The organism is Hyphomonas sp. L-53-1-40 (genome assembly GCF_000682775.1).
In the GTDB taxonomy this organism is placed as follows: domain Bacteria; phylum Pseudomonadota; class Alphaproteobacteria; order Caulobacterales; family Hyphomonadaceae; genus Hyphomonas.
Genome location: NZ_AWFI01000001.1, coordinates 384,483 through 408,788, shown reverse-complemented (window position 1 = coordinate 408,788; position 24,306 = coordinate 384,483). Strand labels below are relative to the sequence as shown.

26 protein-coding genes are annotated in these 24,306 nt (G+C 60.2%); 11 read left to right on the top strand and 15 right to left on the bottom strand.

The features are described 5' to 3' along the window. Nucleotides 1-71: 71 nt before the first annotated feature. The 12 genes from L53_RS01985 to L53_RS01930 all read right to left on the bottom strand — a co-directional run bounded on the left by L53_RS01985 (nucleotide 72) and on the right by L53_RS01930 (nucleotide 9,892). Nucleotides 72-1,835, bottom strand: a complete 1,764-nt coding sequence (locus tag L53_RS01985) for a Na(+)/H(+) antiporter subunit D (RefSeq protein WP_034811058.1) — start codon at nucleotides 1,833-1,835, stop codon at nucleotides 72-74. Further along, entirely contained in the window at nucleotides 1,835-2,281 is a 447-nt protein-coding gene (locus L53_RS16115; RefSeq protein WP_051607457.1) for a hypothetical protein, read from the bottom strand. The genes L53_RS01985 and L53_RS16115 overlap by 1 nt, the downstream gene beginning before the upstream one ends. Beyond that, entirely contained in the window at nucleotides 2,278-3,786 is a 1,509-nt protein-coding gene (locus L53_RS01975; RefSeq protein WP_034811056.1) for a proton-conducting transporter membrane subunit, read from the bottom strand. Before L53_RS01975 ends, L53_RS16115 begins: the two co-directional genes overlap by 4 nt. Next, a complete protein-coding gene (locus L53_RS01970; RefSeq protein ID WP_051607456.1) occupies nucleotides 3,786-5,315 on the bottom strand; it encodes a monovalent cation/H+ antiporter subunit D family protein in 1,530 nt (509 codons plus the stop codon). The genes L53_RS01975 and L53_RS01970 overlap by 1 nt, the downstream gene beginning before the upstream one ends. Beyond that, nucleotides 5,312-5,827, bottom strand: coding sequence for a cation:proton antiporter subunit C (locus L53_RS01965; protein WP_034811054.1), 516 nt, complete (start codon nucleotides 5,825-5,827; stop codon nucleotides 5,312-5,314). The genes L53_RS01970 and L53_RS01965 overlap by 4 nt, the downstream gene beginning before the upstream one ends. A 4-nt stretch (nucleotides 5,828-5,831) precedes the next feature. Next, complete coding sequence (locus L53_RS01960; RefSeq protein ID WP_034811052.1) at nucleotides 5,832-6,284, bottom strand: Na(+)/H(+) antiporter subunit B; 453 nt, start codon at nucleotides 6,282-6,284, stop codon at nucleotides 5,832-5,834. After that, nucleotides 6,281-6,913, bottom strand: a complete 633-nt coding sequence (locus L53_RS01955; RefSeq protein WP_034811916.1) for a DUF4040 domain-containing protein — start codon at nucleotides 6,911-6,913, stop codon at nucleotides 6,281-6,283. The genes L53_RS01960 and L53_RS01955 overlap by 4 nt, the downstream gene beginning before the upstream one ends. 5 nt (nucleotides 6,914-6,918) lie before the next feature. Further along, a complete protein-coding gene (gene mnhG, locus L53_RS01950; protein ID WP_034811051.1) occupies nucleotides 6,919-7,290 on the bottom strand; it encodes a monovalent cation/H(+) antiporter subunit G in 372 nt (123 codons plus the stop codon). Continuing rightward, nucleotides 7,283-7,576 carry a monovalent cation/H+ antiporter complex subunit F gene (locus L53_RS01945; RefSeq protein WP_034811049.1) on the bottom strand — a complete coding sequence of 98 codons (294 nt, stop codon included), beginning with the start codon at nucleotides 7,574-7,576 and terminating at the stop codon, nucleotides 7,283-7,285. Before L53_RS01945 ends, mnhG begins: the two co-directional genes overlap by 8 nt. Then, nucleotides 7,573-8,076 carry a Na+/H+ antiporter subunit E gene (locus tag L53_RS01940; RefSeq protein WP_034811047.1) on the bottom strand — a complete coding sequence of 168 codons (504 nt, stop codon included), beginning with the start codon at nucleotides 8,074-8,076 and terminating at the stop codon, nucleotides 7,573-7,575. The genes L53_RS01945 and L53_RS01940 overlap by 4 nt, the downstream gene beginning before the upstream one ends. Before the next feature lie 80 nt (nucleotides 8,077-8,156). Further along, nucleotides 8,157-9,356, bottom strand: coding sequence for a DUF2336 domain-containing protein (locus L53_RS01935; protein ID WP_034811046.1), 1,200 nt, complete (start codon nucleotides 9,354-9,356; stop codon nucleotides 8,157-8,159). A gap of 74 nt (nucleotides 9,357-9,430) precedes the next feature. Beyond that, complete coding sequence (locus tag L53_RS01930; protein ID WP_034811043.1) at nucleotides 9,431-9,892, bottom strand: hypothetical protein; 462 nt, start codon at nucleotides 9,890-9,892, stop codon at nucleotides 9,431-9,433. Between the two features lie 297 nt (nucleotides 9,893-10,189). Between L53_RS01930 and L53_RS01925 the strand changes: the two genes are divergently transcribed. The 5 genes from L53_RS01925 (at nucleotide 10,190) to L53_RS01905 (ending at nucleotide 14,975) form a co-directional block, all read left to right on the top strand. Further along, nucleotides 10,190-11,641, top strand: a complete 1,452-nt coding sequence (locus L53_RS01925) for an MFS transporter (RefSeq protein WP_034811041.1) — start codon at nucleotides 10,190-10,192, stop codon at nucleotides 11,639-11,641. Nucleotides 11,642-11,690: 49 nt separating this feature from the next. After that, nucleotides 11,691-12,746, top strand: a complete 1,056-nt coding sequence (alr, locus tag L53_RS01920; protein WP_198019712.1) for an alanine racemase — start codon at nucleotides 11,691-11,693, stop codon at nucleotides 12,744-12,746. After that, nucleotides 12,724-13,536, top strand: a complete 813-nt coding sequence (locus L53_RS01915) for an ABC transporter permease (RefSeq protein ID WP_233347482.1) — start codon at nucleotides 12,724-12,726, stop codon at nucleotides 13,534-13,536. The genes alr and L53_RS01915 overlap by 23 nt, the downstream gene beginning before the upstream one ends. Continuing rightward, on the top strand, nucleotides 13,533-14,297 hold the full coding sequence (locus L53_RS01910; RefSeq protein ID WP_034811035.1) for an ABC transporter ATP-binding protein: 765 nt from the start codon (nucleotides 13,533-13,535) through the stop codon (nucleotides 14,295-14,297). Before L53_RS01915 ends, L53_RS01910 begins: the two co-directional genes overlap by 4 nt. 72 nt (nucleotides 14,298-14,369) lie before the next feature. Further along, nucleotides 14,370-14,975, top strand: a complete 606-nt coding sequence (locus L53_RS01905) for a hypothetical protein (RefSeq protein ID WP_034811033.1) — start codon at nucleotides 14,370-14,372, stop codon at nucleotides 14,973-14,975. A gap of 10 nt (nucleotides 14,976-14,985) precedes the next feature. Here the strand turns inward: L53_RS01905 and L53_RS01900 are convergent, their stop codons facing one another. After that, nucleotides 14,986-16,599 carry a sulfotransferase gene (locus tag L53_RS01900; protein WP_198019711.1) on the bottom strand — a complete coding sequence of 538 codons (1,614 nt, stop codon included), beginning with the start codon at nucleotides 16,597-16,599 and terminating at the stop codon, nucleotides 14,986-14,988. 155 nt (nucleotides 16,600-16,754) lie between these two features. Between L53_RS01900 and radA the strand changes: the two genes are divergently transcribed. Genes radA through L53_RS01875 form a run of 5 tightly spaced genes read left to right on the top strand, consistent with a single transcriptional unit; the run spans nucleotide 16,755 to nucleotide 21,401 of the window. Next, nucleotides 16,755-18,137 (top strand): DNA repair protein RadA, encoded by a 1,383-nt coding sequence (gene radA / locus L53_RS01895; protein ID WP_034811031.1) that lies wholly within the window; start codon nucleotides 16,755-16,757, stop codon nucleotides 18,135-18,137. Continuing rightward, nucleotides 18,130-18,675: a CvpA family protein gene (locus tag L53_RS01890; protein ID WP_034811029.1), complete on the top strand. Its 546-nt coding sequence runs from the start codon at nucleotides 18,130-18,132 to the stop codon at nucleotides 18,673-18,675. The genes radA and L53_RS01890 overlap by 8 nt, the downstream gene beginning before the upstream one ends. Nucleotides 18,676-18,715: 40 nt before the next feature. Further along, on the top strand, nucleotides 18,716-20,167 hold the full coding sequence (purF, locus tag L53_RS01885) for an amidophosphoribosyltransferase (protein WP_034811027.1): 1,452 nt from the start codon (nucleotides 18,716-18,718) through the stop codon (nucleotides 20,165-20,167). A gap of 21 nt (nucleotides 20,168-20,188) precedes the next feature. Continuing rightward, nucleotides 20,189-20,923 (top strand): SDR family NAD(P)-dependent oxidoreductase, encoded by a 735-nt coding sequence (locus L53_RS01880; RefSeq protein WP_034811025.1) that lies wholly within the window; start codon nucleotides 20,189-20,191, stop codon nucleotides 20,921-20,923. A gap of 4 nt (nucleotides 20,924-20,927) precedes the next feature. After that, entirely contained in the window at nucleotides 20,928-21,401 is a 474-nt protein-coding gene (locus L53_RS01875; protein WP_034811023.1) for a GNAT family N-acetyltransferase, read from the top strand. A gap of 2 nt (nucleotides 21,402-21,403) precedes the next feature. Here L53_RS01875 and L53_RS01870 read toward each other — a convergent pair whose 3' ends face one another. Further along, the gene (locus L53_RS01870) at nucleotides 21,404-22,006 is read right to left on the bottom strand and encodes a glutathione S-transferase N-terminal domain-containing protein (RefSeq protein WP_034811020.1); all 603 of its coding nucleotides are present in this window, start codon (nucleotides 22,004-22,006) and stop codon (nucleotides 21,404-21,406) included. An 11-nt stretch (nucleotides 22,007-22,017) separates the two neighbouring features. After that, nucleotides 22,018-23,034, bottom strand: coding sequence for a 2'-deoxycytidine 5'-triphosphate deaminase (locus L53_RS01865; protein WP_034811018.1), 1,017 nt, complete (start codon nucleotides 23,032-23,034; stop codon nucleotides 22,018-22,020). 65 nt (nucleotides 23,035-23,099) lie between these two features. Here L53_RS01865 and metZ point away from each other — a divergent pair, with 65 nt between their 5' ends. After that, nucleotides 23,100-24,302, top strand: a complete 1,203-nt coding sequence (metZ, locus tag L53_RS01860) for an O-succinylhomoserine sulfhydrylase (RefSeq protein WP_034811016.1) — start codon at nucleotides 23,100-23,102, stop codon at nucleotides 24,300-24,302. Nucleotides 24,303-24,306 lie beyond the last annotated feature (4 nt).

Here is a 24,306-nt window from a genome sequence, read left to right as displayed (position 1 = left end):
CGCAGTATTTACTACACGATCCGGATTTTGCTCGCATACCATCGGTATGTTAAATTTCGCCGTAAGGCTGATTATCCGGTCGTTATGAAGGATAGAAGCAGGACAAAACCAAGCAGGATTGCGGTCCAGATCGCCATGCCGCTGGCAAGACCTCCACGGGCCAATTCGCCCCTTGGACTGAACGTATTCTCGATCCGCTCATAGGCCCGGCCGGTCAGCTTGAAGAAGATAGCGGACATGGCTGGTCCCACCTTCTGCCAAACCGTACCAGTCCATGTCGCCATACCATAGCCTGCCTTGCGGTAGAGCCAGTCGCTGTCGAGCACGACGCCCGGCTTCTCCGGTGGGTACCAGCCAAGGCGCTTCAGCATCACGAAGGCAAAGATGGCCAGCACGAGCAATTGCATCTGGGTCAATACATGATCCAGCGTGAACGGATGATACGCCATCGCCTCCTCGCGATACGGCAGCAGATTGTAGAGCCACTCATAGCCGAAGCCCGGAACAATGGCTGGCACACCCACAGCAATACAGATGAAGGAGGCAAGCCCCATGGCGAGTAGCATGTTGAAGGGCGCTTCTTTCACCCGCTTGCCGCTGTCATGGCCGAAGAAGGCAAAATACGGAATCTTGATGCCCGAATGCTCCAGCACACCGGCTGACGCGAACAACAGCATCAGCCAAACAATCGTGTAGCCCTCCTTGCCCACCGCGCTCATGGTCAGCGACTTGGCCGCAAAGCCCGAGAAGAGCGGGAACGCCGAGATCGACATTGCTCCAATGATGCAGAAGATCGTCGTCCACGGCATGGACTTGTAGAGCCCGCCCAGTTCAGACGCCTTGGTCGTTCCGGTGCGATAGAGCACGGCGCCCATGCTCATGAACAGCAGGCCCTTGTAGATGATGTGGCAGAAGGCATGCGCCGATGCGCCGTTGAGCGCGAGCGCATTGCCGACCCCCGCCGTGCCGAGGCCGATGGCACAGATCATGAAGCCGACCTGATTGTTCAGCGAATAGGCCAACACCTTGCGCAGGTCGTTTTCGATAACGGCGAAGAAGACCGGGAACACGGTCATCACGGCGCCGATCCAGATCAACGCGTCATGGCCAGGGAACATCCGCGCGAAAGCGTAGACGGCCAGCTTTGTCGTAAAGGCCGACAGGACAACCGCGCCGACCACCGTGGCCTTCGGATAGGAATCCTGCAGCCAGTTGTGCAGGAAGGGAAAGGCTGCCTTGATGCCCAGCGCAATGAAGACAAGCAGTGCGCCCGGTTCATTCAGACTGGTAAAGGCCGAGATCGATAGGTCACCGCGCGATTGGTAGACATAGCCGATACCGGCCAGCAGCAGTACGCCGGACAGGATCTGGACGCCCAGATATCGCATGGAGGCGAAATAAGCGGCGCGCGTCCCTGCCCTCAAAATCAGGAAGACAGATGTAATGGCCGTCAGTTCCCAGAACACGAACAGGGTCATCATGTCGCCCGAGAAGGTCGCCGCAACAGCGGCACCAGCATAGGCAATCGACATGCCATCCTGCAGCCGGTCGTCAGTGTGCCACGCATAGATCGCGTTCAGCAGCGCCGCGAGCAGGAAAGCGAGGCCGAAAATGTAGCTGAGATTGTCGACCCGATAGAGGATCATCTCGATACCCAGCGCGTGGCCGGTCAACAGATTCACGTTCCGATCCGCGACCGAAATCAACAGTATCGCAATGATGGGCGCGGCAATGGTCAGCCCCTGACGCACGCGGCGAACAGGCAGGAAAAGAGCCCCAAGTCCTACAGCGATCAGGAGCCAGCCGGGATTCAGCATGGAGAGCAAACCAGTCATCAGTGCTCTTCTCCTTCGTCAGGATAGGTCGGGACAGCGTCAGGCACAGCGGGTATATCCGGGTCGATATCCGACGGCGGGCCGCCCGGATCTCCGTAATAGGTTTCACTGCGACGCAGCAGCCGGCCCAGCGGCCAGCCCATCAGCACAACGAAAGCAAAGGCGGCAAAGCCCCACAGCGCATAGAATCCGGTCGCTTCGGCCATGTGAACATATTCGTGCCGATCAACGGCCAGATCGATGACAATCAGGAAGGCCGAGAGCAGGCCGATGCCCCAGAAGATCGCCGTTCCAGCGACTTTTGCCTCGGTCCATCCGAACAGGATCTTGGCCACAGGATGCACCCCGTCTTCTGACGGCGTGTGCAGCCGATGCGCCTTCTCTGCGGCGCGCTTCACGAAGCGTCCGCTGGTATCGCGGGTATCATTCGGCGTTTCGTCGCTCATGGCTGACCTCCAGCGAAGGCAGGGGATGACGGGGCTTCAAACGCAGGCGACAGGAAGTCCGCCAGCGGCCCGACGAGGAAGAACAAGACCACACAGAGGCCCGCCGTCACGACCGGGGCTGCCACAGTGAAGAATGGCGCGCCGTCCGGTCGCTTGAACGGTTTCGGCTCTGGTGTGCCCGGCGTCGGCATCAGCGCCAAGATCGGGATCGGCAACAGATAAGCGATGTTCAGCAAAGATGAGCCAATCAGCACGTAAGGTACGAAGCCCGTGCCGCGATCAATGGCCCCCTGCATCAGCTCATACTTGGCCCAAGCCCCTGCCATCGGTGGAATGCCAATGATCGAGAGGGTCGCAATGAAGAAGGCGATGAAGACAATCGGCATCTTCCGGCCAAGGCCCTTCATGTCGGATATATTCGTCAGCCCGGTGGCGACATAGATGGCACCAGCACACATGAACAATGTCATCTTGCCAACTGCGTGCGCGGCGATCTGCAACGCCCCGCCCATGAAACCGGCCTGCGTGGCCAGCATCGCCCCAAGCGTGATGTAGGACAGCTGTGCAATCGTCGAATAGGCCAGACGTGCCTTGAGATTGTCTTTTGTCATTGCGACGAGCGACGCAACGATGATGGTGAAGCACGCTACCCAGAGCACGAATTCGCGGCCCGGCGTCGCGTTCAGCAAGTCCTCGCCGAAAATGTAGATCGACACTTTCATCACGGTGAAGACGCCCGCCTTCACAACCGCGACGGCGTGCAACAGGGCGGAAACCGGCGTTGGTGCGACCATCGCATTGGGCAGCCAGAAATGGAACGGCATCAATGCCGCCTTGCCGATGCCGAAAGCAAACAGGATGAGCAAGGCACTGGCCACGGCCGGATCGAGATTGCGTCCGGCAAGCAGGCCACCCTGAACAAAATCCAGGTTCTGGCCAGCCAGGGCCCAGGTCCACATGACCGCCATCAGGAACAGGCCGATGGATGTGCCTAACAGGGTCAGCAAATAGATGCGCCCGCCGCGCTTGGCCGCCGCATCGCCTTTGTGCGCCACCAGTGGATAGGTCGACAGGGTCAGCACTTCATAAAACACAAACAGCGTGAACAGGTTCGCCGACATGGCGACGCCCATCGCGCCGAATATGGCGATGGCGAAACAGATGTAGAAGCGCGTCTGATTGCGTTCGCGGTTTCCACGCATATAGCCGATGGAATAGAACGAGTTGACGATCCACAGGCCGCTGGCGACCAGTGCGAACAAAGCACCCAGCGGTTCCAGCTTGAACGCGAAATCGAGTCCCGGCGCAGCCTGCCCCACATAGAGTTCAGGCACCTCGCCGCCTGCCACTTTCATGGCAAGCGCGATGACCACACCGAACAGCACGGTCGCGCCGACCAGTGTAACGCCTTCACGGACGTTCGAGAACGCTCCCGTCACGGCAATGCCGATCGCAATCAGCAATGGCAGGCACAGGGCGGCCCAGATCAACAGCTCAGAGTTCATCAGAAGGCCTCCAGTCCGAACGCGGCCGCAGCGGCGTCACGCGCCAGTCCGAGCGGCAGTTCGGTCGTGATACCGAAATAGATGTTTGCAAGGGCCAGTATCCAGAGCGGCACAAGCAACAGGATCGGCGCTTCCTTGCGCGATTTGCGCGGATTGATCGGCGGCCGGAAGAAGATCGCCTCCAGAATGCGGCCCATATAGATCACCGCCAGGAAACTGGAGAACACGACAAAAACGACGCCCCACCACATACCTTGGTCGAACAGGGCGTAGCCGAGCTGGAGCTTTGACTGGAAGCCTGCGGTCAGCGGCACACCGATCAAAGACAGCCCCGCGATCGCGAAGCCGGTCATTGTCCAGGGCGCCGTGCGGCCCAAGCCGGCGAAATCGCGAATGGTCGTGCCCTGGAACGTCAGGACTACGCCAGCGACTGCCATGAAGAGTGCACCCTTGATCATCGCATGGTTCAGCAAGTGGAACAGGCCCGCACTGACGCCTGCAACTGTGCCAATGGACACGCCGAGGATCATGTAACCGACTTGCGCAACAGAGGAGTAAGCCAGCGTCCGGCGCACATCGGTCTGGAAGACTGCCTGGAAGCTGCAGGTTATCATCGCGGCGAGGCCCAGCGGCATCAGCAAGTAGGTGAAAGTCGCCTGCTCGAATGCGAATTCCGGACGGAACACGGTGAACAAGAACCGGATCAGCGCATAGAGCGCAACCTTCGTCGCCGTAGCCGACAGGAACATGGTCACGAAGCTTGGTGAGTAGGCATAGGCGTTTGGCAGCCATTGATGCAGCGGCCAGACCGCTGCTTTCAGGCCGAGCCCGACAATGATGAACGCAAAGCCCGCCTCAACACTGCGATTGCCCGCCAGCGAAGGCAGCATTTCGGCAATTTGGGCGATGTTCAACGTACCCGTGGCGGAATAGAGGAAGCCCACACCAATAATGTAGAAGCTGGCGCCGAGCGTACCCATGATGAGGTAGTTGAACGCGGCCGGAAGAGCGCGGCGATCCCGGCCCGCCCCCAGCGCGACCAGCACATAGGTGGAAATCGACGAAATCTCGAGGAAGACGAAGAGGTTAAACGCATCTCCCGTGATCGCAACGCCGCTGAGGCCCGCAAAGCAGACGAGAAAGGCGGAGTAGAACAGCGGGTGCTTGCGCTCAGGGATCTCTGCCTTGACCGTCGGCCATGAAAAGATCGTGGACAGCACACCAATGGCAGCCACCAGCAACAGGATCATGGAATTGAGCGCATCAACCCGAAGCGTGATACCGATGGGCATGGGCCAGTTGCCAACGTCATAGCCGACGACGCCAACCGGAGAGGCCTGCACCTGTCCCACGAGGATCAGCGCGCAGAACAGCGAAAACACTGTGGCCGCAATACTGATCAGCCAGGACAGCCGACCACTTGGCAGGATCGCCAGCAGAGGCGCCAGGAACAACGGCACCATGATCAATAGTGCGGGTGCGTGAAGCAACGCCCAGCGGGGCGCGGTATCCAGAAGCAGGTCGATCATGCCAGTGCCTCTTTTTCAGCTGCTTCCTGTTCGGCTTCCTGAGCGATGGCGGTCTGCATGTCGATCTCGCGCACTTCATCTGCCTCGATTGTGCCATAGGCTTCGCGAATGCGGACGATCAGGGCGAGCCCGACCGACAGGGTCGCGACGCCCACCACAATCGCGGTCAGCATCAGGACGTGCGGCAAGGGGTTGGAATAGGTATGCACCAGATCGGCCACGCGGTCGCCACCAGCAGACGCCGTGAGTACGGCATCGACGGCAGCGTGAGGAACTTCTTCGCCATGACCACCGCCATGCCCCCCAGATGTATCAGGATCCATCAGGATTGGCGCGGTTCCGCCGGCCACGATGCCAAGGGTCACGTAAAACAGGCAGATCGATGTCTGAAACAGAGACAGGCCCACCAGCCGCTTGATCAGATTTCCGGACGCAAAAGTGATGTACAGGCCGATCATCATCAGCCCGATGACCGCCCAATAGTTTGCGCGCTCTAGAATGAATAGCAGCATCGGCCTACCAGTCCTCGTCGCGAATTTCGGCCACGCGGCCAGCGAAAGCGTAAAAAATGGTCAACATCGCACCGGACACACCAAACAGAACGCCCAGTTCGATCAGGATAATCCCGACATGCTGGCCATGATGACCACCCGGCTCCTCGCCGAAAAGCGCCTGATATTCAAGGTACTGACCACCTTGGAGCAATGCCCAAAAGCCAACGCCAGCATAGAGCAGCACCCCAACAGCCGCGACTGAGCGGGTGAAGGCGGGTGGCACGGCCCGCATGGCAGACGGCACACCAAAGACAAGCGCGTAGAGAATGATGGCGACGGCCAGAATCACGCCGGCCTGGAAGCCGCCGCCCGGCCCGAAATCACCATGGAACTGAACATACAGACCGAACAGAACGATGACCGGAATCAACGTTTTGGTGATCACCCGCAAGATGACGTGATGGTCGCTCTTCATGAGTCCGTCTCCCCATCTTCTGCCTCAGGTTTCTTGTTGGCCTTGGGCAGGCTCTTGTCTTCGTTGCGGATTGTCTCGGCCAGCGAGCGCTCGCCGAAGCCGAGCAAGAGCGCAACAGCAATACCGGCTACAAACACAACCGTCGTCTCGCCCAGCGTATCAAACCCGCGATAGCTGCCGAGGACGGGGGTCACGACGTTCTCGATGCCGGTGTCATACCAGGCCACCCGCAGATAGGTGAGGCCGACGCCAGTATTGGCAGGTGAGTTCGGATCGCCCACGGCTGGCAAATCGACCGTCGCATAGATCAGCATGATGCCGGTGGCGACGCAGACGAGCAGAGGCCCGAGCTGGCGCAGGGATTTCTCCGGCTTCGCGGTGCGTGATGTGAGCAGCATGGCACCCAGCAGGACCGCGGTGGACATGCCCGCACCGACGGCTGCCTCAGTGAAGCCGACATCCACCGCATCCACGGCGACATACCAAGCCGCCGAAACCAGCGAATAGATGCCCGACAGCATCACGATGGCAAACAGGCTGCGCAAGCGCGCAATCGCGATCGCCACAACAAACAAGAGGCCGAGCAGGACGATGTTGACCAGCGCTAGGCCGATATCTGGTTCACTCATGGCCATCAGGAATCCTGCCCTTCCTTGTCATGTGTATCGACCGGCCCGATCAGGGGCTGAAGGCCGGCTGTATGCGCCGCATTCGCAGCAGCATGCGACGATGCCGGGCTGGTCAGATAGATGAAGATGAAGATCGCCCCCAGTTTGCTGACGACCATCCAGTCGGGCGCCATCATGGCCATGCCGAGCAATAGTAGCGTCGCGCCAGACGTGTCTGTGATACTGGCCGCATGAAGGCGGGTGTAGAAATCCGGAAAGCGCAGCATGCCTACGGTCCCGATTACACACAGCAGCGCACCTGCGAGGCACAGTGCGGCGCCGAGCGGGAACCGGATGACTTCCCATCCTGTTGCAAGCGTTGCGAGGAAATCAGCCATTGCCACCTCCCTGTCCGCGACGCACCAGTGGAACCTGGAATGACCGGTAGCGGAAGAATTTCAGGATCGCGATCGTCGAAACGAAATTGATCAATGCGTAGAGAATGGCGATGTCGAGGAATTGTGGGCGCCCCATCACGAAGCCAAGCAGGCCGAGAGCCAGCACGGTCTTGGTGCCGAATGAGTTCACGGCCAGCACGCGGTCATACAGCGTAGGACCGGCAATAGCGCGTATCAGCAGCAGGAGCATGCCGAACAGGACGGCGATAAGGGCAGCAGCGGTCATGCGGGGCCTCCCTTGCCATCGGCAGCGCGGCGAGACCGGCGATCCATCTCGGCGAATGCTTCGGGCTGGGCTTCCTGTTCGTAAAGGGCATGCACCAGCATCTTGTCACCTTCAATCTCAACGGTGACGGTGCCCGGAGTCAGCGTGATCGAGTTTGCGAAAGTGACTTTTGCGAGATCTGATTCACAGGCGGTCTTAACCTTCACCAAGGCCGGAGCTATGTCCATTTCGGCTTTCAGACAGGCCTTGACCACGGTCCAGTTGGCTTTCGCAATTTCTTTCATCAGCCAAGGAAAGTAGAGCGCAAACCCAACGATGCGCACATAAGGCGAGCCCTCACGATCAATAATGTCGAGCCGGTATGCCAGGATTAGACAGACAGCCACTGACACAGCGCCCAGCGACAGCAACAATGGTGTGTAGTGGCCGGACATGCCCAGCCAGAAGCCGACCAGCGCAACCAGCAACCCCAGAAAGTACGGCACATGCGCCCCTTTCATGATTGACCCAATACAATGAACGCCCTGACCTAAAGGCCTGCGCGCGTCTTGGAAAGTGCTTTTCGGATGGTTTTGTGTCGCTACCTGCCAAAAACGAGTCGTGCGGTACGTTGCGGCGAGGAAAAGCTGGCTTCCTCATTGGCCGGCACATCGTCGATGGCGGATGACAGAGCGTTCGGCGAGAAGGCCGAAGACAGCGACCAGTTCCAGTAGCGCAGCGTGGTCTGCGCCTTGGCGACGGTCATGATTTCATAGATCTCGGCCACACGGGCAAAATCGGGATCGATCTCTCCCATTTCGGTTTCCAGATCGCGTTTCAAGCCCGCCCACAGGACGGGGAGAAAGTCGCGCTTGACCCCGGTGCCCTTGCACAGCACCGCGATCCCCTCCCCGCCCTTGTCCGTCAAGATCTTTGCCGCCGTCACGGGCTTCAGGCCCGCGAGGTACCCGATTTCCTGCGCGAGTTCGGAATCCAGTCCCTCCAGCGCGGATGCGTTGATTGCGTCCTCGAGACTGTCATAGGGACTCTTGTCGATCGCCGCGCGATTGCGCTGGCGCCGTTCGATCAGTTGAATCGCCTTGCGCGTAACCGGATCGGCCCAATTCTCTTCTGCGGCAAGTTCAAACACGTCGCGGCAAGTGTCGATTACTTCCAGGCGGTCGGCGGCATGGCGCTGCAGGATTTTCTTCCGGGTCGCGCTGTCGCTCCACCAGAACATGGCCATGGCTTGAGACGGTTTGGTTTCCAGTCGCTCAACCAAGAGCGCGCAGAGGGACTCATCCCCGCGCGACCGGGCCACCAGCTTGTCGATCGCCTGTTCAGGCATGATCGCACCATTATTGGCCAGCATCGCCTTCACGACAGGAATTTCGGCGAATTCCGCCAGATACTCACAGACGGAATCCGGCACAAGCTTGCGCTCGGCGATGACCCTTCGGTGTTCCTGGGTCCCGGACATGCAGATTTCCCGCAGGTCGCAGGCGTCAAAGCCCTCATTCTCCTCAAGCACATGCTGCGCAACGCGGAATGAGCACTGGCCGAGATAGCGCAAGACACGCTTTGGAGCTTCGCGGTGGTTCGACAGGCGACGGGCGCACATTTCCCGATCGGTTTCTTCGGCGTGAAACAACACTTCCAACAGGATATCGCCCACCATATGGCGGTCCTGATGGGCCAATCGGGACGCTGGCATGGCAACAAGGTCCAGCAATCGCCGGAACAATGCGTTCCGCGCGCGACCGATCGGTGGCATCTGCAGCGGTTCCAAGGGATCTTCCATACGTGTGGCCGTTTTCGCAATGACGAAAACTGTTGCAGCAAACGGTTAACGGTCTGTGGAGATGGTGCTGAGCACTAGTTCCGCTCTTGAGAACCGGGGTGCACAACCATCAGCAACAGGCTGCACACCAGCATGACGATCGCGAGCATGAACAGCATGCCGCCATCGGTGGCGGTGTTCTGCGGATCCAGCGACACCGGCACTTCCCGGCCCAGCCAAGGCGACAGATGCATCGCAACTGCCCCGCCGAGCACGCCCGCAGACATGAACGCCCCGAACCGGCGCGTCATCGGCAGAATCAGGAACAGCACCGCAATCAGTTCCAGCAAGCCCACAACAACACGGCCGGCCGGTTCATAAAGACTGATGCCTGATTTCGCTGCGATGGTCTGGAATACAATATTCTCGCCCGGCAGGTCGAAGAATTTCACCATACCTTCCGGCGGGTTGGGCAGCGGGTGAATGGTCGCCTGAACGAACATCGCGATCAGGAACAGGGCCAGGGCCCAACTCACAATATGCCGGAACAGACGCATTCTACATACCTTTTACCGGGGGCCAGTAGATGGAAGCTAACCATACCTCGGCGTCGTGGCAACTGAACTATGCGCGAAGATCCGGTGACACCAGCTCCAGCGGGCCTTGCCGCGGGCTGTTTGTGAAATCATGTCCTGCTCTCCTTGGTGCCAGCAAGGATCAGCACATGTGCGTATGGCGTCCCACCCGTTTCTTGCGCATCGGTCATGGACATCAGTCTTCATGTGTCGCAAGGCCGGGGGCTTTCCTTCTCGGGGCCGCCTTCATACAGTCCCGCCAATTGCTCCGGAGCGCGCATGCCAGACAAGATGGACGACTTCATCGACGAGATGGCCGAAGACGCGGCCGAGGACATCACGTCCCCCGTCAGCGGCGTCAGCGAAGCGATTGGGGCTGGTGCCTCCCTGCTGGCAACGGCGAACCATTGGCGCGCCCGCCAGCTACGCCGTGGCGTGAAAATCGAACTGCCCGCCTATCTGATGGTCCAACTCAGCTGGTTCATGGCCTTTGGCCTCCAGATGGTCCTGTTCCCCTATCTGATCACGGGCAAGGAGCACCTCCACATGGACGGCCTGGCCCTTGGCCTCGCCAATATGGCTCTGTCGGCACCGTCGGTCATCTTCCTGCTGATCGGCGGCGTGGTGGCCGAGCGCGCAGATGGCAAACGTCTGCTCATTATTCTGCACCTGCTGGCCGCTACACCTGCCTTGTTCCTCGCATTGGCTGTTGCGCGTGGCGAACTCTCCTATCCCGCAATGATCATCTACGGCCTGACCATCGGCACGGTTGGCGCTTTCATGATGCCCGCGCGCGATTCCATCGTAAACGAGGTCGTGGAGCGGCGCATGCGTGTTGGCTCCGGTGTCACCCTGCAACTCGGTGTAACGCTCGCGACAATGGCGCAATTCCTGGCACAGATCGGCGGACTCATCGTGGGCGGCTATGCTGACAAGCGTACACTGATGCCCGACTGGCTCGGCGGGTTTGGCATCGGCCCGATTCCGGCAGAACAGCTGCTCGCCATTCAGGGCATCATCCTGGCGCTTGGCGCAGGCTTCGCCCTCTGGCTGGGCCGGGGCCGCCAGATCGCGACCAGCGGCAAGGGCATCAAATCCGCTCTGGGCGATATCGCCGAGGGCTTCCATGCCGTGCGCTCAGACGGAAAGCTGTGGGCAATGACTGCGCTGATGTTCGGCGTCGGGATCTTTGTGATCGGTGCGTTCCTGGTCGTGCTGCCGATCGTGAACCGCGACGTCTACGGCTTCGGCTCGGATGGCATCCGGGACATGTTCGTCACTTTCTGGATGGGCGCGTTTGTTTCGTCCGTCGTGCTATCGATCTTCAAGCGCATCAAGCGTCAGGGCCGCCTGTTGCTGATCGCGCAATTCCTCGCCTCAGTCAGCATCCTCGCCATGATGTGGCAGGTGCCGCACTATGTCTTCCTCGGCATCGTCTTCATCTGGGGCCTCGCCGCCGGCATCTCCATCGCGATGAGCCGCTCGATCGTGCAAGACGCCGCGCCAAAGGAAAAGCTCGCCCGCGTCCTGTCTATCTATCAGCTCGGCTTCATGGCCGGTGCGCCGTTCGGTGCCGCCATCATGGGCGCACTGGTCGACCTGTTCGGCCCCCAGAAGATCGCTATCGTCCCGGCAGGCGGCATGATCGCGCTGATCATCTGGATGGTCTTTTTCACGCCCGTCTGGAACATGAAGGGCTCCGCCTGGCTGGAGCATCAGGAGCGAAGCTGACGGCTTTGTGTAGATGACACGGGGGCCAAACGCTTCTATCGAAACCTTCATGACTTCCCGCCCGCGCGCCACTATTCACCTGTCGAACATTGCCGCCAATTGGCAGGCCATTGACCGGTTGAATCCGACCGCCACCACGGCCGCCGTGGTCAAGGCAGATGGCTATGGGCTTGGCGCGGCAAAAGTGTCCCAGACGCTGGCCAAGGCAGGCTGCAGCACATTCTTTGTCGCCCATCTCGAAGAAGGCACGGCCCTGCGCAAAGCGCTGGGCTTTGGTCCGCGCATCTTTGTCTTGAACGGACCGACCGGCAGCCATCTTCGAACCTATCGCGAGGCAGACCTGACGCCGGTCTTGTCCAGCGAGGAACAGGTAGAACTCTGGGCCCGCACGCCGCGCGGGGCCTGCGCGCTGCATTTTGATACCGGCATGAACCGGCTCGGCCTTGCCTCCAGTGTGCTGACGCATCGGCGCGACGAGCTACACAAGCTGCAACCTGTCCTGGTGATGAGCCATCTGGCCTGCGGCGACACGCCGGACCATGCCCTCAATCGTGTCCAGCTCGACCGGTTCACAGAGATTTCCTCCGCCTTCCCCGACACGCCCGCCAGCCTCGCCAACTCCGCCGGGTGCTATCTGGGCCCGAAATATGCGTTCGACCTGACCCGTCCGGGCATCGCACTCTATGGCGGCTCGACGCCACCTGACGCGGTGGATCTGGAGCCTGTGGTGACACTGGACGCGCGCATCCTCAGCGTCTTTCATGCCAAAGCAGGCGAAACCGTGGGCTATGGGGCAACCCATACGCTGGATGGCAACACAGCGCTGGCCACGGTTGCGCTGGGCTATGCCGACGGCATTCCGCGATCCGGTAGCGACACGCTGATTGCCTATCTTGATGGCACGCCTTGCCCAGTGCTCGGTCGCATCTCTATGGACCTCATCACAATTGATGTCTCAAAAGCACAGGGCGTCGCTAAATCCGGGGCGCGCGTTGAATTCCTCGGCGCGCATGCCAAACTTGAAGATCAAGCGGCCCGCGCTGGTACGCTTGGGTATGAATTACTTACAGGACTCAGCAATCGTGTCGAACGTGTCTACCCGTAAGCGCGGGATTCCCAATCCCCTTCAATGGATCGGCGCTGCCGTGCTTGGCTTCTTCGCGGAGATTGGCCGACTGACGGTATTTTCCGCTCGCGTGAAATTCGCCGCGTTCACGCCTCGCTGGTATGCCGGACAGATCTGGCGGCAGATCATCAATATTGGCTTCTATTCCCTGCCTGTGGTTGGGCTGTCAGCAGTCTTCATCGGGGCGGCACTGGCGCTCAACATCTACGAGGGCGGAAGCCGATACGGCGCGGAGCAATTCGTGCCAAACATTGTTGTGCTTGGTATTACGCGTGAGCTGGGCGTCACGATCACCGGCCTGATGCTGGCCGGACGGGTTTCCGCTGGCATCTCCGCCGAAATCGGTGCCATGCGGGTGACCGAACAGATTGACGCGCTGGAGACGCTTTCTGCGTCGCCCTATCGTTATCTATACGCGCCGCGCTTCCTTGCCGCGATCGTGTCATTGCCCCTTCTGGTATTGGTGGCCGACACAATCGGCGTAATGGGGGGCTGGCTGGTCAGCGTCTATGGCCTTGATTTCGACTCCACGACCTATCTGCGCAACACGCTGGATTTCATGACGACTGAAGACGTGCTTGTCGGCGTCATCAAGGCGGTCGTATTCGGCGCGGTGATTGCCATCATGGGCTGTTACCAGGGTGATCGCTCCGAAGCCGGCGCGACCGGCGTCGGCCGGGCGGCCACGCTCTCCATGGTTGGCGCGGCCGTACTGGTCCTCGCCACCAACTACCTCCTGTCCACCTTGTTCGTGGAGATTGGCCTGTGAGTACACCCATTCTGAAACTCGAAAACGTCAAGAAGTCCTTCGGCTCCAAGGAAGTGCTCAAGGGCGTCGACATCGAAGTCCAGAAGGGTGAGAGCCTCGTCGTGCTGGGCGGCTCAGGCTCGGGCAAGTCCGTGATGCTGAAAAATGCGCTTGGCCTCATGACACCAACGGCTGGCACGATCTGGTTTGATGGGCAGGACGTGACCAAGGCGACCGGCAGGACACGCGAGAAGATGCGCGCCCGCATTGGCATGCTGTTCCAATCCGGCGCGCTGTTCGACTCGCTCACAGTCTGGGAGAATGTCGGCTTCCGCCTGCTGCAGGTCGACAAGATGCGGCGCAAGGATGCACGAGAGCTTGCCATCGAGACGCTGAAAAAGGTCCGCTTAGGCTCAGACGTTGCCGACCTCTACCCGGCTGAGATTTCCGGCGGCATGCAGAAGCGCGTCTCGCTTGCCCGCTCGATCATCTCCAAGCCGGACCTGATCTTCTTCGATGAGCCGACCACGGGTCTCGACCCGATCACCGCTGATGCGATCAATGACCTCATCCTCGAGCAGGTACGCGGCCTTGGCGCAGCCGCCGTCTCGATCACGCATGACATGGCCTCGGCGCGCAAGATCGCGGATAACATCGCCATGCTCTATGAAGGCAAGATCATCTGGCACGGCCCGGCTGACATCATCGACAATAGCGGAAGCGAATATGTCGACCAGTTCGTCCACGGACGCGCCGAAGGCCCAATCCAGCCGGCGATCTAGCTTGGTTTCTGCTACTTGACCCGCACCTGATCTTCAGGCGCAGTCCTTTCCGGGAACACGGGGAGACCGGTCATGATGGACTTCATCAAATATATTTCGGTGGCCTTCACGGCGCTGTCGCTCGCCTTTACGGGCTGGCTGCAATACGAGAAATTCCGTCTCGACGGGGAATGGCACATCGATACCTGCACCGAAGAAGCCGACTTCACACGCTATGAGGGCTTGCACCTGGCCTGGCGGGTTTTCCTGTCAGATGATCCCCTGTCTGCCCCGGTGGTGGGCGATGGCGAGAAGATCCAGGAAGCCTTCAAACCGATCCCTGCCACCGCGCGTTTCCCGGTCCGTCTGGTCGGCACGAAAGAGATCAACTCTGTCACTTTGACGGGCCGGTTCGAGGGCTCCCGCCGTGCGTCTACCGGGCGGTTCGAATTTGCGCCCAGCCTCTCCAAACGTCTCTGCTCGGGATACATCCCGTTTTACCAGCGCAATGTCGACGTGTTGGATGGACGCTTTGCCTTTACCGCGGGCAATGCCCGAGGACCGGCCCGCGCCGTGCGTCTGACAGACGGGAAAATGCCGGAAGGGCTTGCCGCTTTCACCTGTGGCGACAGCGCGGCGACCGAGACGTCTCCTCCCGAAACGGACACCCCTGATGCGTCTCCCCCGGCACAGCTCTGAGACGCGACGCCTAGAGTCGTCCAGCCTTCCGAAGTATCTCAAGGGCTGGCTCAAGCTGGGGCTGATAGCGTTTCCAACGGTCCACAGATGATCGATACATGGGCTGGCGCACCTGGGCGACGCTGGCGGTGGCCACGGGCGCGCTATTCTCCTGAAAGTCCAGACATGCCTGCTCGAAGTCGAGACCGCAAAATTCCAGAAGCCGCCGGGTTTCCGCCTCCGGTTCCTCCACCAGGGTCTCATAGTCAACCAGAGTGAACCGCGAGGACGGGAGCGCGCCCGTGTAAGTCTCAACAAGACCATGAAAGCGCGCCACATAATCCGCCAAGTCTTCAAGACTATGCGCGCAACGATAGTGCAATGCCGACAGGGCAAGCAGCTGGCGATAGATGCTCAACACACTATCGGCAGGCTGTCGCCGCAAACAGATCACGCGCGCATTCGGCAAGGCGGCAAGTATGGCCGGAACAAGTAAGGCATTGATCGGCATCTTGTCGGTGAAGCGCTGCGCGCCGTTCAGTATTCCCTGCACACTTTCGATATAGTTTTTTCCGACCGCCAACAGGTCGGTTCCGGCCGCCCCCTTGATCGTACCAGCGTCCAGCATGTCCGCGCTGTCATTGCCGACCGCGCGCTTCAGGAAAGCCCCGAACTCTGGGCGTTCTCCCGCAGACACGATGCCGGAGTGGCTGGAAATGATACGGTCGACAAGTGTGGTGCCGGTGCGCGGCAGGCCGACAATGAAAATCGGGCCGCCAGTTTGAACCTCACTGTTCACGCCGAGCTTATGGCACAGCGCTTCGGCGGCCTCAAAACTGGCCTGATTCTGCATTCGCTGACTGGGAATATTCTGACGCACCAGGGCTTTGCCCTTGTCCAGCCAGTCCATGGCTGCTGCCGGGTCGGCCAGGTCCTCATGCACTTTTGCAATGGCATGGGCGAGTTGAAGCCCGCCTTCAATGTCTCGCGGGTGCCGCTGCTGCCAAGCGGCCTCAAGCTCCGCGACTGCGTTCTGCTCTGGGCTCTGTTTCGTGATCAGCGCGAGATAGGCGCGCGCCGGAATGTACTGAGGCGCCAATTGGAGGCAGGTTCGGTACGCTTTCCTTGCACCCTCAAAATCACCAATGAATTGCAGGGACGAACCAAGATTGAAGAAGACGATCGGGTCATTTGAAGAGGCGGTCGCGGCCTGCCTGTGAAAGGCGACCGCTTCCTCATGCCGATCCAGTGCGCTCAACGTGGCGCCGATAGATGCCAGCGTGAAACCGTCCGATGGCTGTAGTTTTATGGCGGCTTCAATATGTATGAGCGCCTGCTTCGGCAAAGTCAGCTTGGCGTAGCATCGCGCGGCCTGAACGTGCGCTCCCGGCTCGGGATGGCCTTTCTCAAGCGCGCGTTCGAACAGCTTCAGGGCGCGCTCGAACTGTTTGTGTTCATAATTGATGATACCAAGCACAAAAAAAGCATCGGCGCAGTCTGGGTCCTGCTCCAGCGCGTTCCGGCAATAAGCATGGGCCTCCCGGTAACGCTTCTCTCCCAGCAATTGCCGCGCAGGCTGCAGCGGCACGAACGGTCGGCCTGAACTGCGGCCGTCGTTTCCGGGATTTTGATTATCAGTCGACATGCGGCCGATGTTTGCCGCCCCCGGCGTGCGAACACAAGAGACTGCGAACCTGACCGTCTGCAGCAATGCAACCAGCATCCCGCGTCCTCACTTTTGCAGCCCGGACCGAAAGCGAACCCTTTCCCCTGCCCGCAAACCCTCATATCTCTCTGACCATGGCCAAGACCGCGACGACTGCCTTTGTGTGCCAATCCTGTGGCGAGGTTCACTCCAAGTGGAGTGGCAAATGCGCAGGCTGTGGCGAGTGGAATACATTGGTCGAGGAGACGGTGGGCGGCACGCCGGGCGGCCTCGCTGCGCCCAAGGCTGGCACCAAGCGGTCCAGCAAGACCGAATTCGTCGCGCTGAACGCCGAGACCGAAACGCCTGCCCGCATCGTGATGGGCGTGGAGGAACTCGACCGCGTGTTCGGCGGCGGCATCGTGCCCTCATCCGCCACGCTGATTGGTGGCGATCCCGGTATCGGCAAATCGACCCTCCTGTTGCAGGTCGCCGCGCGGCTCGCCCGCAATGGCGTGAAAACGGTCTATGTATCTGGCGAGGAAGCTGCCGCGCAAATCCAGGAGCGCGCCAAGCGTCTGAAGGTTGCTGAAAGCCCGGTCGACCTCGCCACCGAAACCGACCTCCGCAAGATCCTTTCTGCGCTGAAAGCGGCCAAACCGGATTTCGTGGTGATCGACTCCATCCAGACCATGTGGTCTGACAGTCTCGAGGCCGCGCCCGGCTCGGTCAGCCAAGTCCGGGCCTGCTCGCAGGAACTGACCCGCTGGGCCAAGAAATCCGGCGCCGCGCTGGTGCTCGTCGGGCACGTCACAAAGGAGGGCAACATTGCCGGGCCGCGCGTGGTTGAGCACATGGTCGATGCCGTCTTCTATTTCGAGGGTGAGCGCGGACACCAGTTTCGCATCCTGCGCGCTGTGAAGAATCGCTTCGGCCCGACTGACGAGATCGGCATCTTCGAAATGCACCAATATGGCCTTGCCCCGGCCAAGGAACCCTCTGCCCTTTTCCTGTCGGCCGATGGTGATGGCGAAGGTGGCGCAGCCGTCTATGCCGCCATGGAGGGCTCGCGTCCTGTGCTCGCCGAAGTGCAGGCATTGGTCGCAAAGAGCGCCTATGGCACGCCCCGGCGCAGTGTCGTGGGCTGGGATGGCGGGCGTCTTGCCATGCTGCTCGCCGTACTGGAAGCGCGCTGCGGGATCAGCTTGTCGGGCATGGATGTCTATCTCTCGGTCGCAGGCGGCTATCGCATTGGCGAGCCAGCCGGAGACCTTGGCGCGGCAGCGGCCCTGCTGACCTCCCTTGCCGATACGCCTGTACCCGAACGGACTGTGTTCTTCGGCGAAGTGGCCCTGTCGGGCGCGGTACGCCCGGTGGCCCGCATGGAGCAACGTCTCAAGGAAGCCGTCCGGCTTGGCTTCACCCATGCCTATGTGCCCGAAGGCAGTCCGACTTCAGTGGATGGCTTGACGATCACCCCAATTAAACGGCTTATCGATCTCGCCCACCTTCTCGCTCCGGACGCCCAAAATGCTTGAGTCCATTACAGCTTTCGACGCCATTGCCGTCGCGGTCATCGTGATCTCCGCGATCATGGCATTCGCAAGAGGCTTTCTGCGCGAGATTGCGACACTCGGATCATTCATCGCCGCCTTGGCCGCCGCCTTCTATGCGCGCCGCTTCTTTGCAGACGGCGTGCGCACGCTGGTGCCGGAAGGCGTCGATCCGTTACTGGGCGATCTTGCCCTGGTCGTCGTCGCGTTCATCATCGTTTATGTTCTGGTCGCATGGTTTGGCCAGCGCCTGTCCAAGAATATTCAGGGCGCCGACGGCATTGGTATGTTCGACCATTTCGCCGGTCTGTTTTTTGGCATCGCACGCGGTGCCATCGCCCTCGTTTTCTTTGCCGTACTTCTTAATCTGGCCCTCGATGAAAGCCGCATCCCGGACTTCATCCGGAACTCGATGACGTACCCACCGCTTGCCGAGATGGCGAACTATGTGAACGACAATGCGTCAAAAGTCGGAAAAGATGTGCAAGCCGCCCTTCCCTCAGAGGGCAAAACAGGGCAATAGGCCCGTGTCGCAATACCGTCACTCAGGAGGTGCGTCTCAAATGGTCCTTTTCGATCATGATGACGACAAGCCCCGCGAGGAATGTGGCGTCTTCGGTATCTTTGGAAATCATGAAGCCAGCCTGCTGACAGCGCTTGGCTTGCATGCCCTCCAGCATCGCGGGCAGGAAGCCTGCGGGATGATTACCTTTGACGGCAAGCGATTCCCCTCGGAACGTCATTTGGGCATGGTAGGAGAGCATTTCGGGGGTGATCTCCGAACGCGCCTGCCGGGCCATGCCGCCATCGGCCACAACCGATACTCAACGCAGGGCCGCACCATATTGCGGAACGTGCAGCCGATCTTCGCCGACCTCGCCGGGGGCGGGTTCGCCGTGGCGCACAATGGGAACCTCACCAACTCCCGCAAGCTGCGCCATGACCTCGTCAAGGACGGCGCCATCTTCCAGTCTACCATGGACACGGAAGTCATCCTTCACCTCGTCGCGCGCAGCACGGGCAAGGATTTCCTCGCCCGTCTGGTGGACGCTCTTCAGAGAATCGAAGGCGGCTACGCGCTGGTCGGCCTGACCGGCAAGAAGCTGGTCGGCGCACGTGATCCGGTTGGACTGCGTCCATTGATCCTTGGAAAATTGGGCGACGCTTATGTACTGGCGTCTGAAACCTGCGCGCTGGACATTATCGGCGCCGAGTTCGTGCGCGAAGTCGAGAATGGCGAAATCGTCATCATCAGCGACAAGGGTGTCGAGTCCTACCGCTTTGCTCCGCAGCGCCCGACCAGCCCCTGTGTATTCGAGTACGTCTATTTCGCCCGGCCGGACAGCATCGTTCAGGGCCGCTCGATTTATGAAGTACGCCGCCGCATGGGACACCAGCTGGCCGCCGAAACACCCGCCGATGCGGATGTCATCGTACCGGTGCCGGATTCGGGCGTGCCCGCTGCACTCGGATTTTCCGAAGCGTCCGGCATCCCGTTCCAGATGGGTATCATCCGGAACCACTATGTCGGCCGAACCTTCATCCAGCCGACCCAGACAGGACGTCAGAGCGCGGTCTCCAAGAAGCACAGCCCCAATCGCGCCGTTCTGGAAGGCAAACGTGTCATTCTCGTCGACGATTCCATCGTGCGGGGCAACACGTCGAAAAAGATCGTCCAGATGGTGCGTGATGCCGGCGCCAAGGAAATTCATTTCCGTTCGGCCAGCCCACCCATCCTGAACCCGGACTTTTACGGCATCGACATGGCCGCCAAGTCCGAACTGTTCGCGGCGATCCATACGCACGAGGAAATGGTCAGGGAACTGAACGTCGACTCGCTCGGCTTCCTGTCGGTACCGGGGCTCTACACCGCCATTGGAGAGCCACAGCGCAATCCGATGCAACCACAATTCTCCGACCATTGCTTCACGGGTGACTATCCAACGCCGCTGGTCGATAACGAACATGCCGAATCCGACAAGGAGCGTCAGCTCTCCCTGCTGGACGACGCTTGATCGCCTTTCCTGAGCCGCGCCATGACAGATACCCCTTCCGCTTCCCCGAGGCTCGTCCTTGTCACCGGCGCCTCGCGTGGCATTGGCCGCGCCGCCGCGCTGGAGCTTGCCCGTCAAGGCAACATCGTCATTGCGGTTGCCCGCTCCAAGGCCGCGCTGCAGAAGCTTGACGACGAGATCCGCGCGTTTGGCAGCGAAGCTGTTCTTGTGCCGATGGACATTAAAGACACCAAGGGCATCGAGACGCTCGGCAAGGTGATCGGCGAACGCTTTGGTCGTCTGGATGGTCTCGTTGCCAATGCCGGCATTCTTGGCACGCTTGGCCCGGTCGAGACGTGTGGTCCCCGCAGCTTTGAAGAGACGATTGCGGTGAACCTCACTTCCAACTTCCACCTGATCCGGTCGCTGTCGCCATGGATGCACCAGTCCGATGCACCTCGCGCCGTCTTTGTCACGTCCAGCGTTGCCCGCAAGCCGCGTGCATTCTGGGGCCCTTACCAGGCCGCCAAGGCAGGGATGGAAGCACTCGTCATCGGCTGGGCCGACGAGAATGAGAATATGAAACTGCGCGCCAATATTTTCGATCCGGGCGGCACACGCACCGGCATGCGCGCCGAGGCCATGCCCGGCGAAGATCCGCTGACCCTTCCGACCCCGGAAGAGGTTGCCGCCGAACTGGTCAAACTGGTCAGCCCGAGCGAGACGCGCACCGGCCAATTGGTCACCTATCGCGAACTGGCCAAGGCGAAAGGCTGATCGCGTGAGTGATCGGGACTATCCTGTTCGATCCGCCACACTGGACGACTTGCCCGCCTTGAAAGAATGCGAACAGGGAATCATCGCCGCCGAGCGGCCCTACGACCATACGCTGAAGCCGGATCCGATCAGCTATTATGATCTTGGCGAACGCGTCCGGTCCGAGGATGCAGAAGTCGCCGTGATTGAGCTGGACGGCACCATCATTGCGACGGGCTATGCAGAAAAGCGGGCGTCAAAACCCTACATTGCCTCTGACTATCACGCCTTTCTGGGATTCATGTTCGTGCACCCTGATCATCGCGGCAAGGGACTGAACCGTATCCTGACGGACTATTTGCTCGACTGGGCCCGCATGCGCGGCCTTACCGAGATACGGCTGACCGTCTATAGCGGCAATGATCCCGCCATCCGCGCGTACGAGAAGGCAGGTTTCAAACCCTACATAACCGAGATGCGACTCAATCTGGACGAATGAATCTATTCCGGCGGCGTGGTGAGAGCAAAGCTCTCGCGCGCCGACATATCTTCATACCAGGCCAGCAGGTTCGGATGCGGGCCACGCCAGTCGAGGTCGGGCAAGCGAAAGTCGAGATAGCCAAGCGCGCAGGCATAGGCGATCCGCCCAAGGTCGAATGTTTCCCGGTCTGACGCAACATCTTCGGCGATCTGATCCACGCCGCGATGAATTGCTGCCGTCCACCGATCTTGCCAGTAGGCGGAGCGCTCGGTTTCAGGACGTCGCGATTCCATGACGAGACTGAGCGCAGCATCCAGAATGCCATCACCAAGCGCCTGGGCCGTCAGCACCGTCCAGCGAGCGGTGCCTTCGCGCGCCAGCAAGGGCTCTCCCGCCGCCTGATGATCGAGATACTCGCAGATCACCGGACTATCGAACAGGTGAGCGCCGTCATCCAGCTCAAGCGCGGGGACCTTGCTCAGGGGGTTCCCAATTTTCGACGTAGCATTCTCCGCCATAGGATCAGCTCGTACCAATTCCACCGCCTCCTGCAATCCATGCTCAATGATCAGCACCCGCACCTTGCGGGCATAAGGAGACGTTGCGGAATAGTAGAGCTTCATGACATGCACCTTCAGGTATTGAAATGCTTGGACAATTTCAGGCCCTGCCCCTGATAGTTGGAGCCCTTGCCGCCATAGAGACCCTTGGGCTTCGAAGCCATGCTTTCATACACCAGCTTGGCGACGGGCTGGCCGTGTTCGAGGATAAAGGGGACATCCCGCGACCGCACTTCCAGCACAGCGCGGCTACCGCCACTATTCATGCCGAAGCCGGGATCGAAAAAGCCTGCATAGTGCGCGCGGAATTCGCCGAGTTCCGGAGCGATCGGTGCCATCTCGGCGGCCTCCATCGCGCCCACTTTCACCGTTTCGCGGCTGACCAGAATGTAGAACTCCTCCGGGTTCAGAACAATTCGACCATCGCGCGGCCAGATCGGCTCCCAGAACTGGCTCGCTTCATGCGCGCCAATGCCGCGCAGGTCGACAATGCCCGAATGATGCTTGGCACGATAGCCAACTGGCTGGTCGCCCGTGGACTCGAGATCGATCGAGACCACTTTTTCCTTCAGCGTCTCAGGCTTCTTGCGCTTGAACCGTATCTGCGCGAGCCGGTCACCAGGGCGCACCATGATCGGGAAAGTGCGCGGGCTGACTTCCAGGTAGAGCGGACCGGAATAGCCCGTCGGCACTTCGTCAAAGGCGCGGGAGCGATTGGTGACGAGCCGCGTAAACACATCAATCCGACCCGTCGAGCTTTTCGGATTGGCCCGCGCCGCAATGCCGGCAGGCAGGCGCAGGGATTCCATCAATGGCACAAGATAGACACAACCGGTCTCAAGCACCGCGCCTTCCTTGGTCAAATCGATCCGATGCATATGGATGCCCGGCTCCTGCAACATCTCGGCGACTGTACGATCCTTGCCCGGCAGGAAGCTCGCCCTCAGCCGATAAGCATCTTCGGCCAGGCGGAGATCAAGGCTTGCCGGCTGCACCTGCCCCTCATCCAGCGGCAGGTCCGTCCGGATCGCATCAGCGCCGAGAAGCGCTTCAATCTCATGATCAGACAATACACCAGAATCGACGGCCATCACTTGCACCCCTTACCCTCTCAGGCATAAGACCCGTTACAGGAAACACAAGGGACTATCGTGTCATGGCAGATGCACCGGGCGACGACGGAAAAAAGGGCTGGAAGCCCGCGACCAAAGCGGTGCGCGGCGGCCTTATGCGTTCCGAACATGGCGAGATTTCCGAAGCGATCTACCTGACATCCGGCTTTTCCTATGACAGCGCTGAACAGGCCATGCGCCGTATGGCGGGTGAAGAGGATGGCTTTGTCTATTCCCGCTATGGCAGCCCGACATGTGAGATGTTGCAACAGCGACTCGCCCTGATCGAAAATGCCGAGGCCTGCCGCGTTGCTGCCTCCGGCATGGGCGCCATCTCAACCGCGATCCTGGCACCGCTGAAAGCGGGGGACCGCGTCGTGGCCGCGACGGCCCTGTTCGGCTCCTGCCGCTGGATCATCGCCAATCAGATGCCCAAATTTGGCATCGAGACGGTTTTCGTGGATGGCGCTGACCTTGAGGCCTGGGAGCGGGAGATCGCCAAGGGCTGCCAGCTCGTCCTGATCGAGAGCCCGGCCAACCCGCTGCTGGACGGCGTCGACATCGAGGCGGTCGCCAAGCTCTGCAAGGCCGCCGGCGCGATTCTGGTGGTCGACAATGTGTTCGCGACGCCAATCCTTCAGAAGCCTCTGGAGCTTGGCGCGGATGTCGTCGTCTATTCCACCACCAAGCATATGGACGGCCAGGGCCGCGTCATGGGCGGGGCAATCCTGTGCGATTCGGCGCGGATGGAGGAAATCTACGATCCGTGGCTGCGCCATCTCGGCCCGGCTGCGTCGCCGTTCAACGCCTGGGTTGTGCTGAAGGGACTCGAAACACTTAAATTGCGCGTCGACCAGCAAACAAAAAATGCTGCCCGCCTGGCAGACATTATTGCGGATCATCCGGCGATAGCCGCCGTGCGCTACCCCCATCGCGAGGACCATCCACACTACGACATCCACAAGCGCCAGATGAGCGCAGGCGGCACCATGATCGCCTTTTCGGTGAAAGGTGGACAGGAAGAAGCCTTCAAGCTTCTGAATTCATTGGAGCTTGTCGATATCTGCAACAATCTCGGCGACACCAAGTCGCTGGCCTGTCATCCCTCCTCCACCACGCACCGCGCGCTCAGCGATGAGGAGCAGGCCTCGATGGGACTCGACCGCAGCTGGATACGGATGTCGGTCGGTCTGGAAGATTCTGACGATCTTGTAATGGATTTGACGCGCGCCCTTAACAGTGTGTGAACGA

Coding starts and splice junctions, on each gene's coding strand:
- L53_RS01985 (WP_034811058.1), bottom strand. CDS start 1,835: ATGACTGGTTTGCTCTCCATGCTGAATCCCGGCTGGCTCCTGATCGCT.
- L53_RS16115 (WP_051607457.1), bottom strand. CDS start 2,281: ATGAGCGACGAAACGCCGAATGATACCCGCGATACCAGCGGACGCTTC.
- L53_RS01975 (WP_034811056.1), bottom strand. CDS start 3,786: ATGAACTCTGAGCTGTTGATCTGGGCCGCCCTGTGCCTGCCATTGCTG.
- L53_RS01970 (WP_051607456.1), bottom strand. CDS start 5,315: ATGATCGACCTGCTTCTGGATACCGCGCCCCGCTGGGCGTTGCTTCAC.
- L53_RS01965 (WP_034811054.1), bottom strand. CDS start 5,827: ATGCTGCTATTCATTCTAGAGCGCGCAAACTATTGGGCGGTCATCGGG.
- L53_RS01960 (WP_034811052.1), bottom strand. CDS start 6,284: ATGAAGAGCGACCATCACGTCATCTTGCGGGTGATCACCAAAACGTTG.
- L53_RS01955 (WP_034811916.1), bottom strand. CDS start 6,913: ATGAGTGAACCAGATATCGGCCTAGCGCTGGTCAACATCGTCCTGCTC.
- mnhG (WP_034811051.1), bottom strand. CDS start 7,290: ATGGCTGATTTCCTCGCAACGCTTGCAACAGGATGGGAAGTCATCCGG.
- L53_RS01945 (WP_034811049.1), bottom strand. CDS start 7,576: ATGACCGCTGCTGCCCTTATCGCCGTCCTGTTCGGCATGCTCCTGCTG.
- L53_RS01940 (WP_034811047.1), bottom strand. CDS start 8,076: ATGAAAGGGGCGCATGTGCCGTACTTTCTGGGGTTGCTGGTTGCGCTG.
- L53_RS01935 (WP_034811046.1), bottom strand. CDS start 9,356: ATGGAAGATCCCTTGGAACCGCTGCAGATGCCACCGATCGGTCGCGCG.
- L53_RS01930 (WP_034811043.1), bottom strand. CDS start 9,892: ATGCGTCTGTTCCGGCATATTGTGAGTTGGGCCCTGGCCCTGTTCCTG.
- L53_RS01925 (WP_034811041.1), top strand. CDS start 10,190: ATGCCAGACAAGATGGACGACTTCATCGACGAGATGGCCGAAGACGCG.
- alr (WP_198019712.1), top strand. CDS start 11,691: ATGACTTCCCGCCCGCGCGCCACTATTCACCTGTCGAACATTGCCGCC.
- L53_RS01905 (WP_034811033.1), top strand. CDS start 14,370: ATGATGGACTTCATCAAATATATTTCGGTGGCCTTCACGGCGCTGTCG.
- L53_RS01900 (WP_198019711.1), bottom strand. CDS start 16,599: ATGTCGACTGATAATCAAAATCCCGGAAACGACGGCCGCAGTTCAGGC.
- radA (WP_034811031.1), top strand. CDS start 16,755: ATGGCCAAGACCGCGACGACTGCCTTTGTGTGCCAATCCTGTGGCGAG.
- L53_RS01890 (WP_034811029.1), top strand. CDS start 18,130: ATGCTTGAGTCCATTACAGCTTTCGACGCCATTGCCGTCGCGGTCATC.
- purF (WP_034811027.1), top strand. CDS start 18,716: ATGGTCCTTTTCGATCATGATGACGACAAGCCCCGCGAGGAATGTGGC.
- L53_RS01880 (WP_034811025.1), top strand. CDS start 20,189: ATGACAGATACCCCTTCCGCTTCCCCGAGGCTCGTCCTTGTCACCGGC.
- L53_RS01870 (WP_034811020.1), bottom strand. CDS start 22,006: ATGAAGCTCTACTATTCCGCAACGTCTCCTTATGCCCGCAAGGTGCGG.
- L53_RS01865 (WP_034811018.1), bottom strand. CDS start 23,034: ATGGCCGTCGATTCTGGTGTATTGTCTGATCATGAGATTGAAGCGCTT.
- metZ (WP_034811016.1), top strand. CDS start 23,100: ATGGCAGATGCACCGGGCGACGACGGAAAAAAGGGCTGGAAGCCCGCG.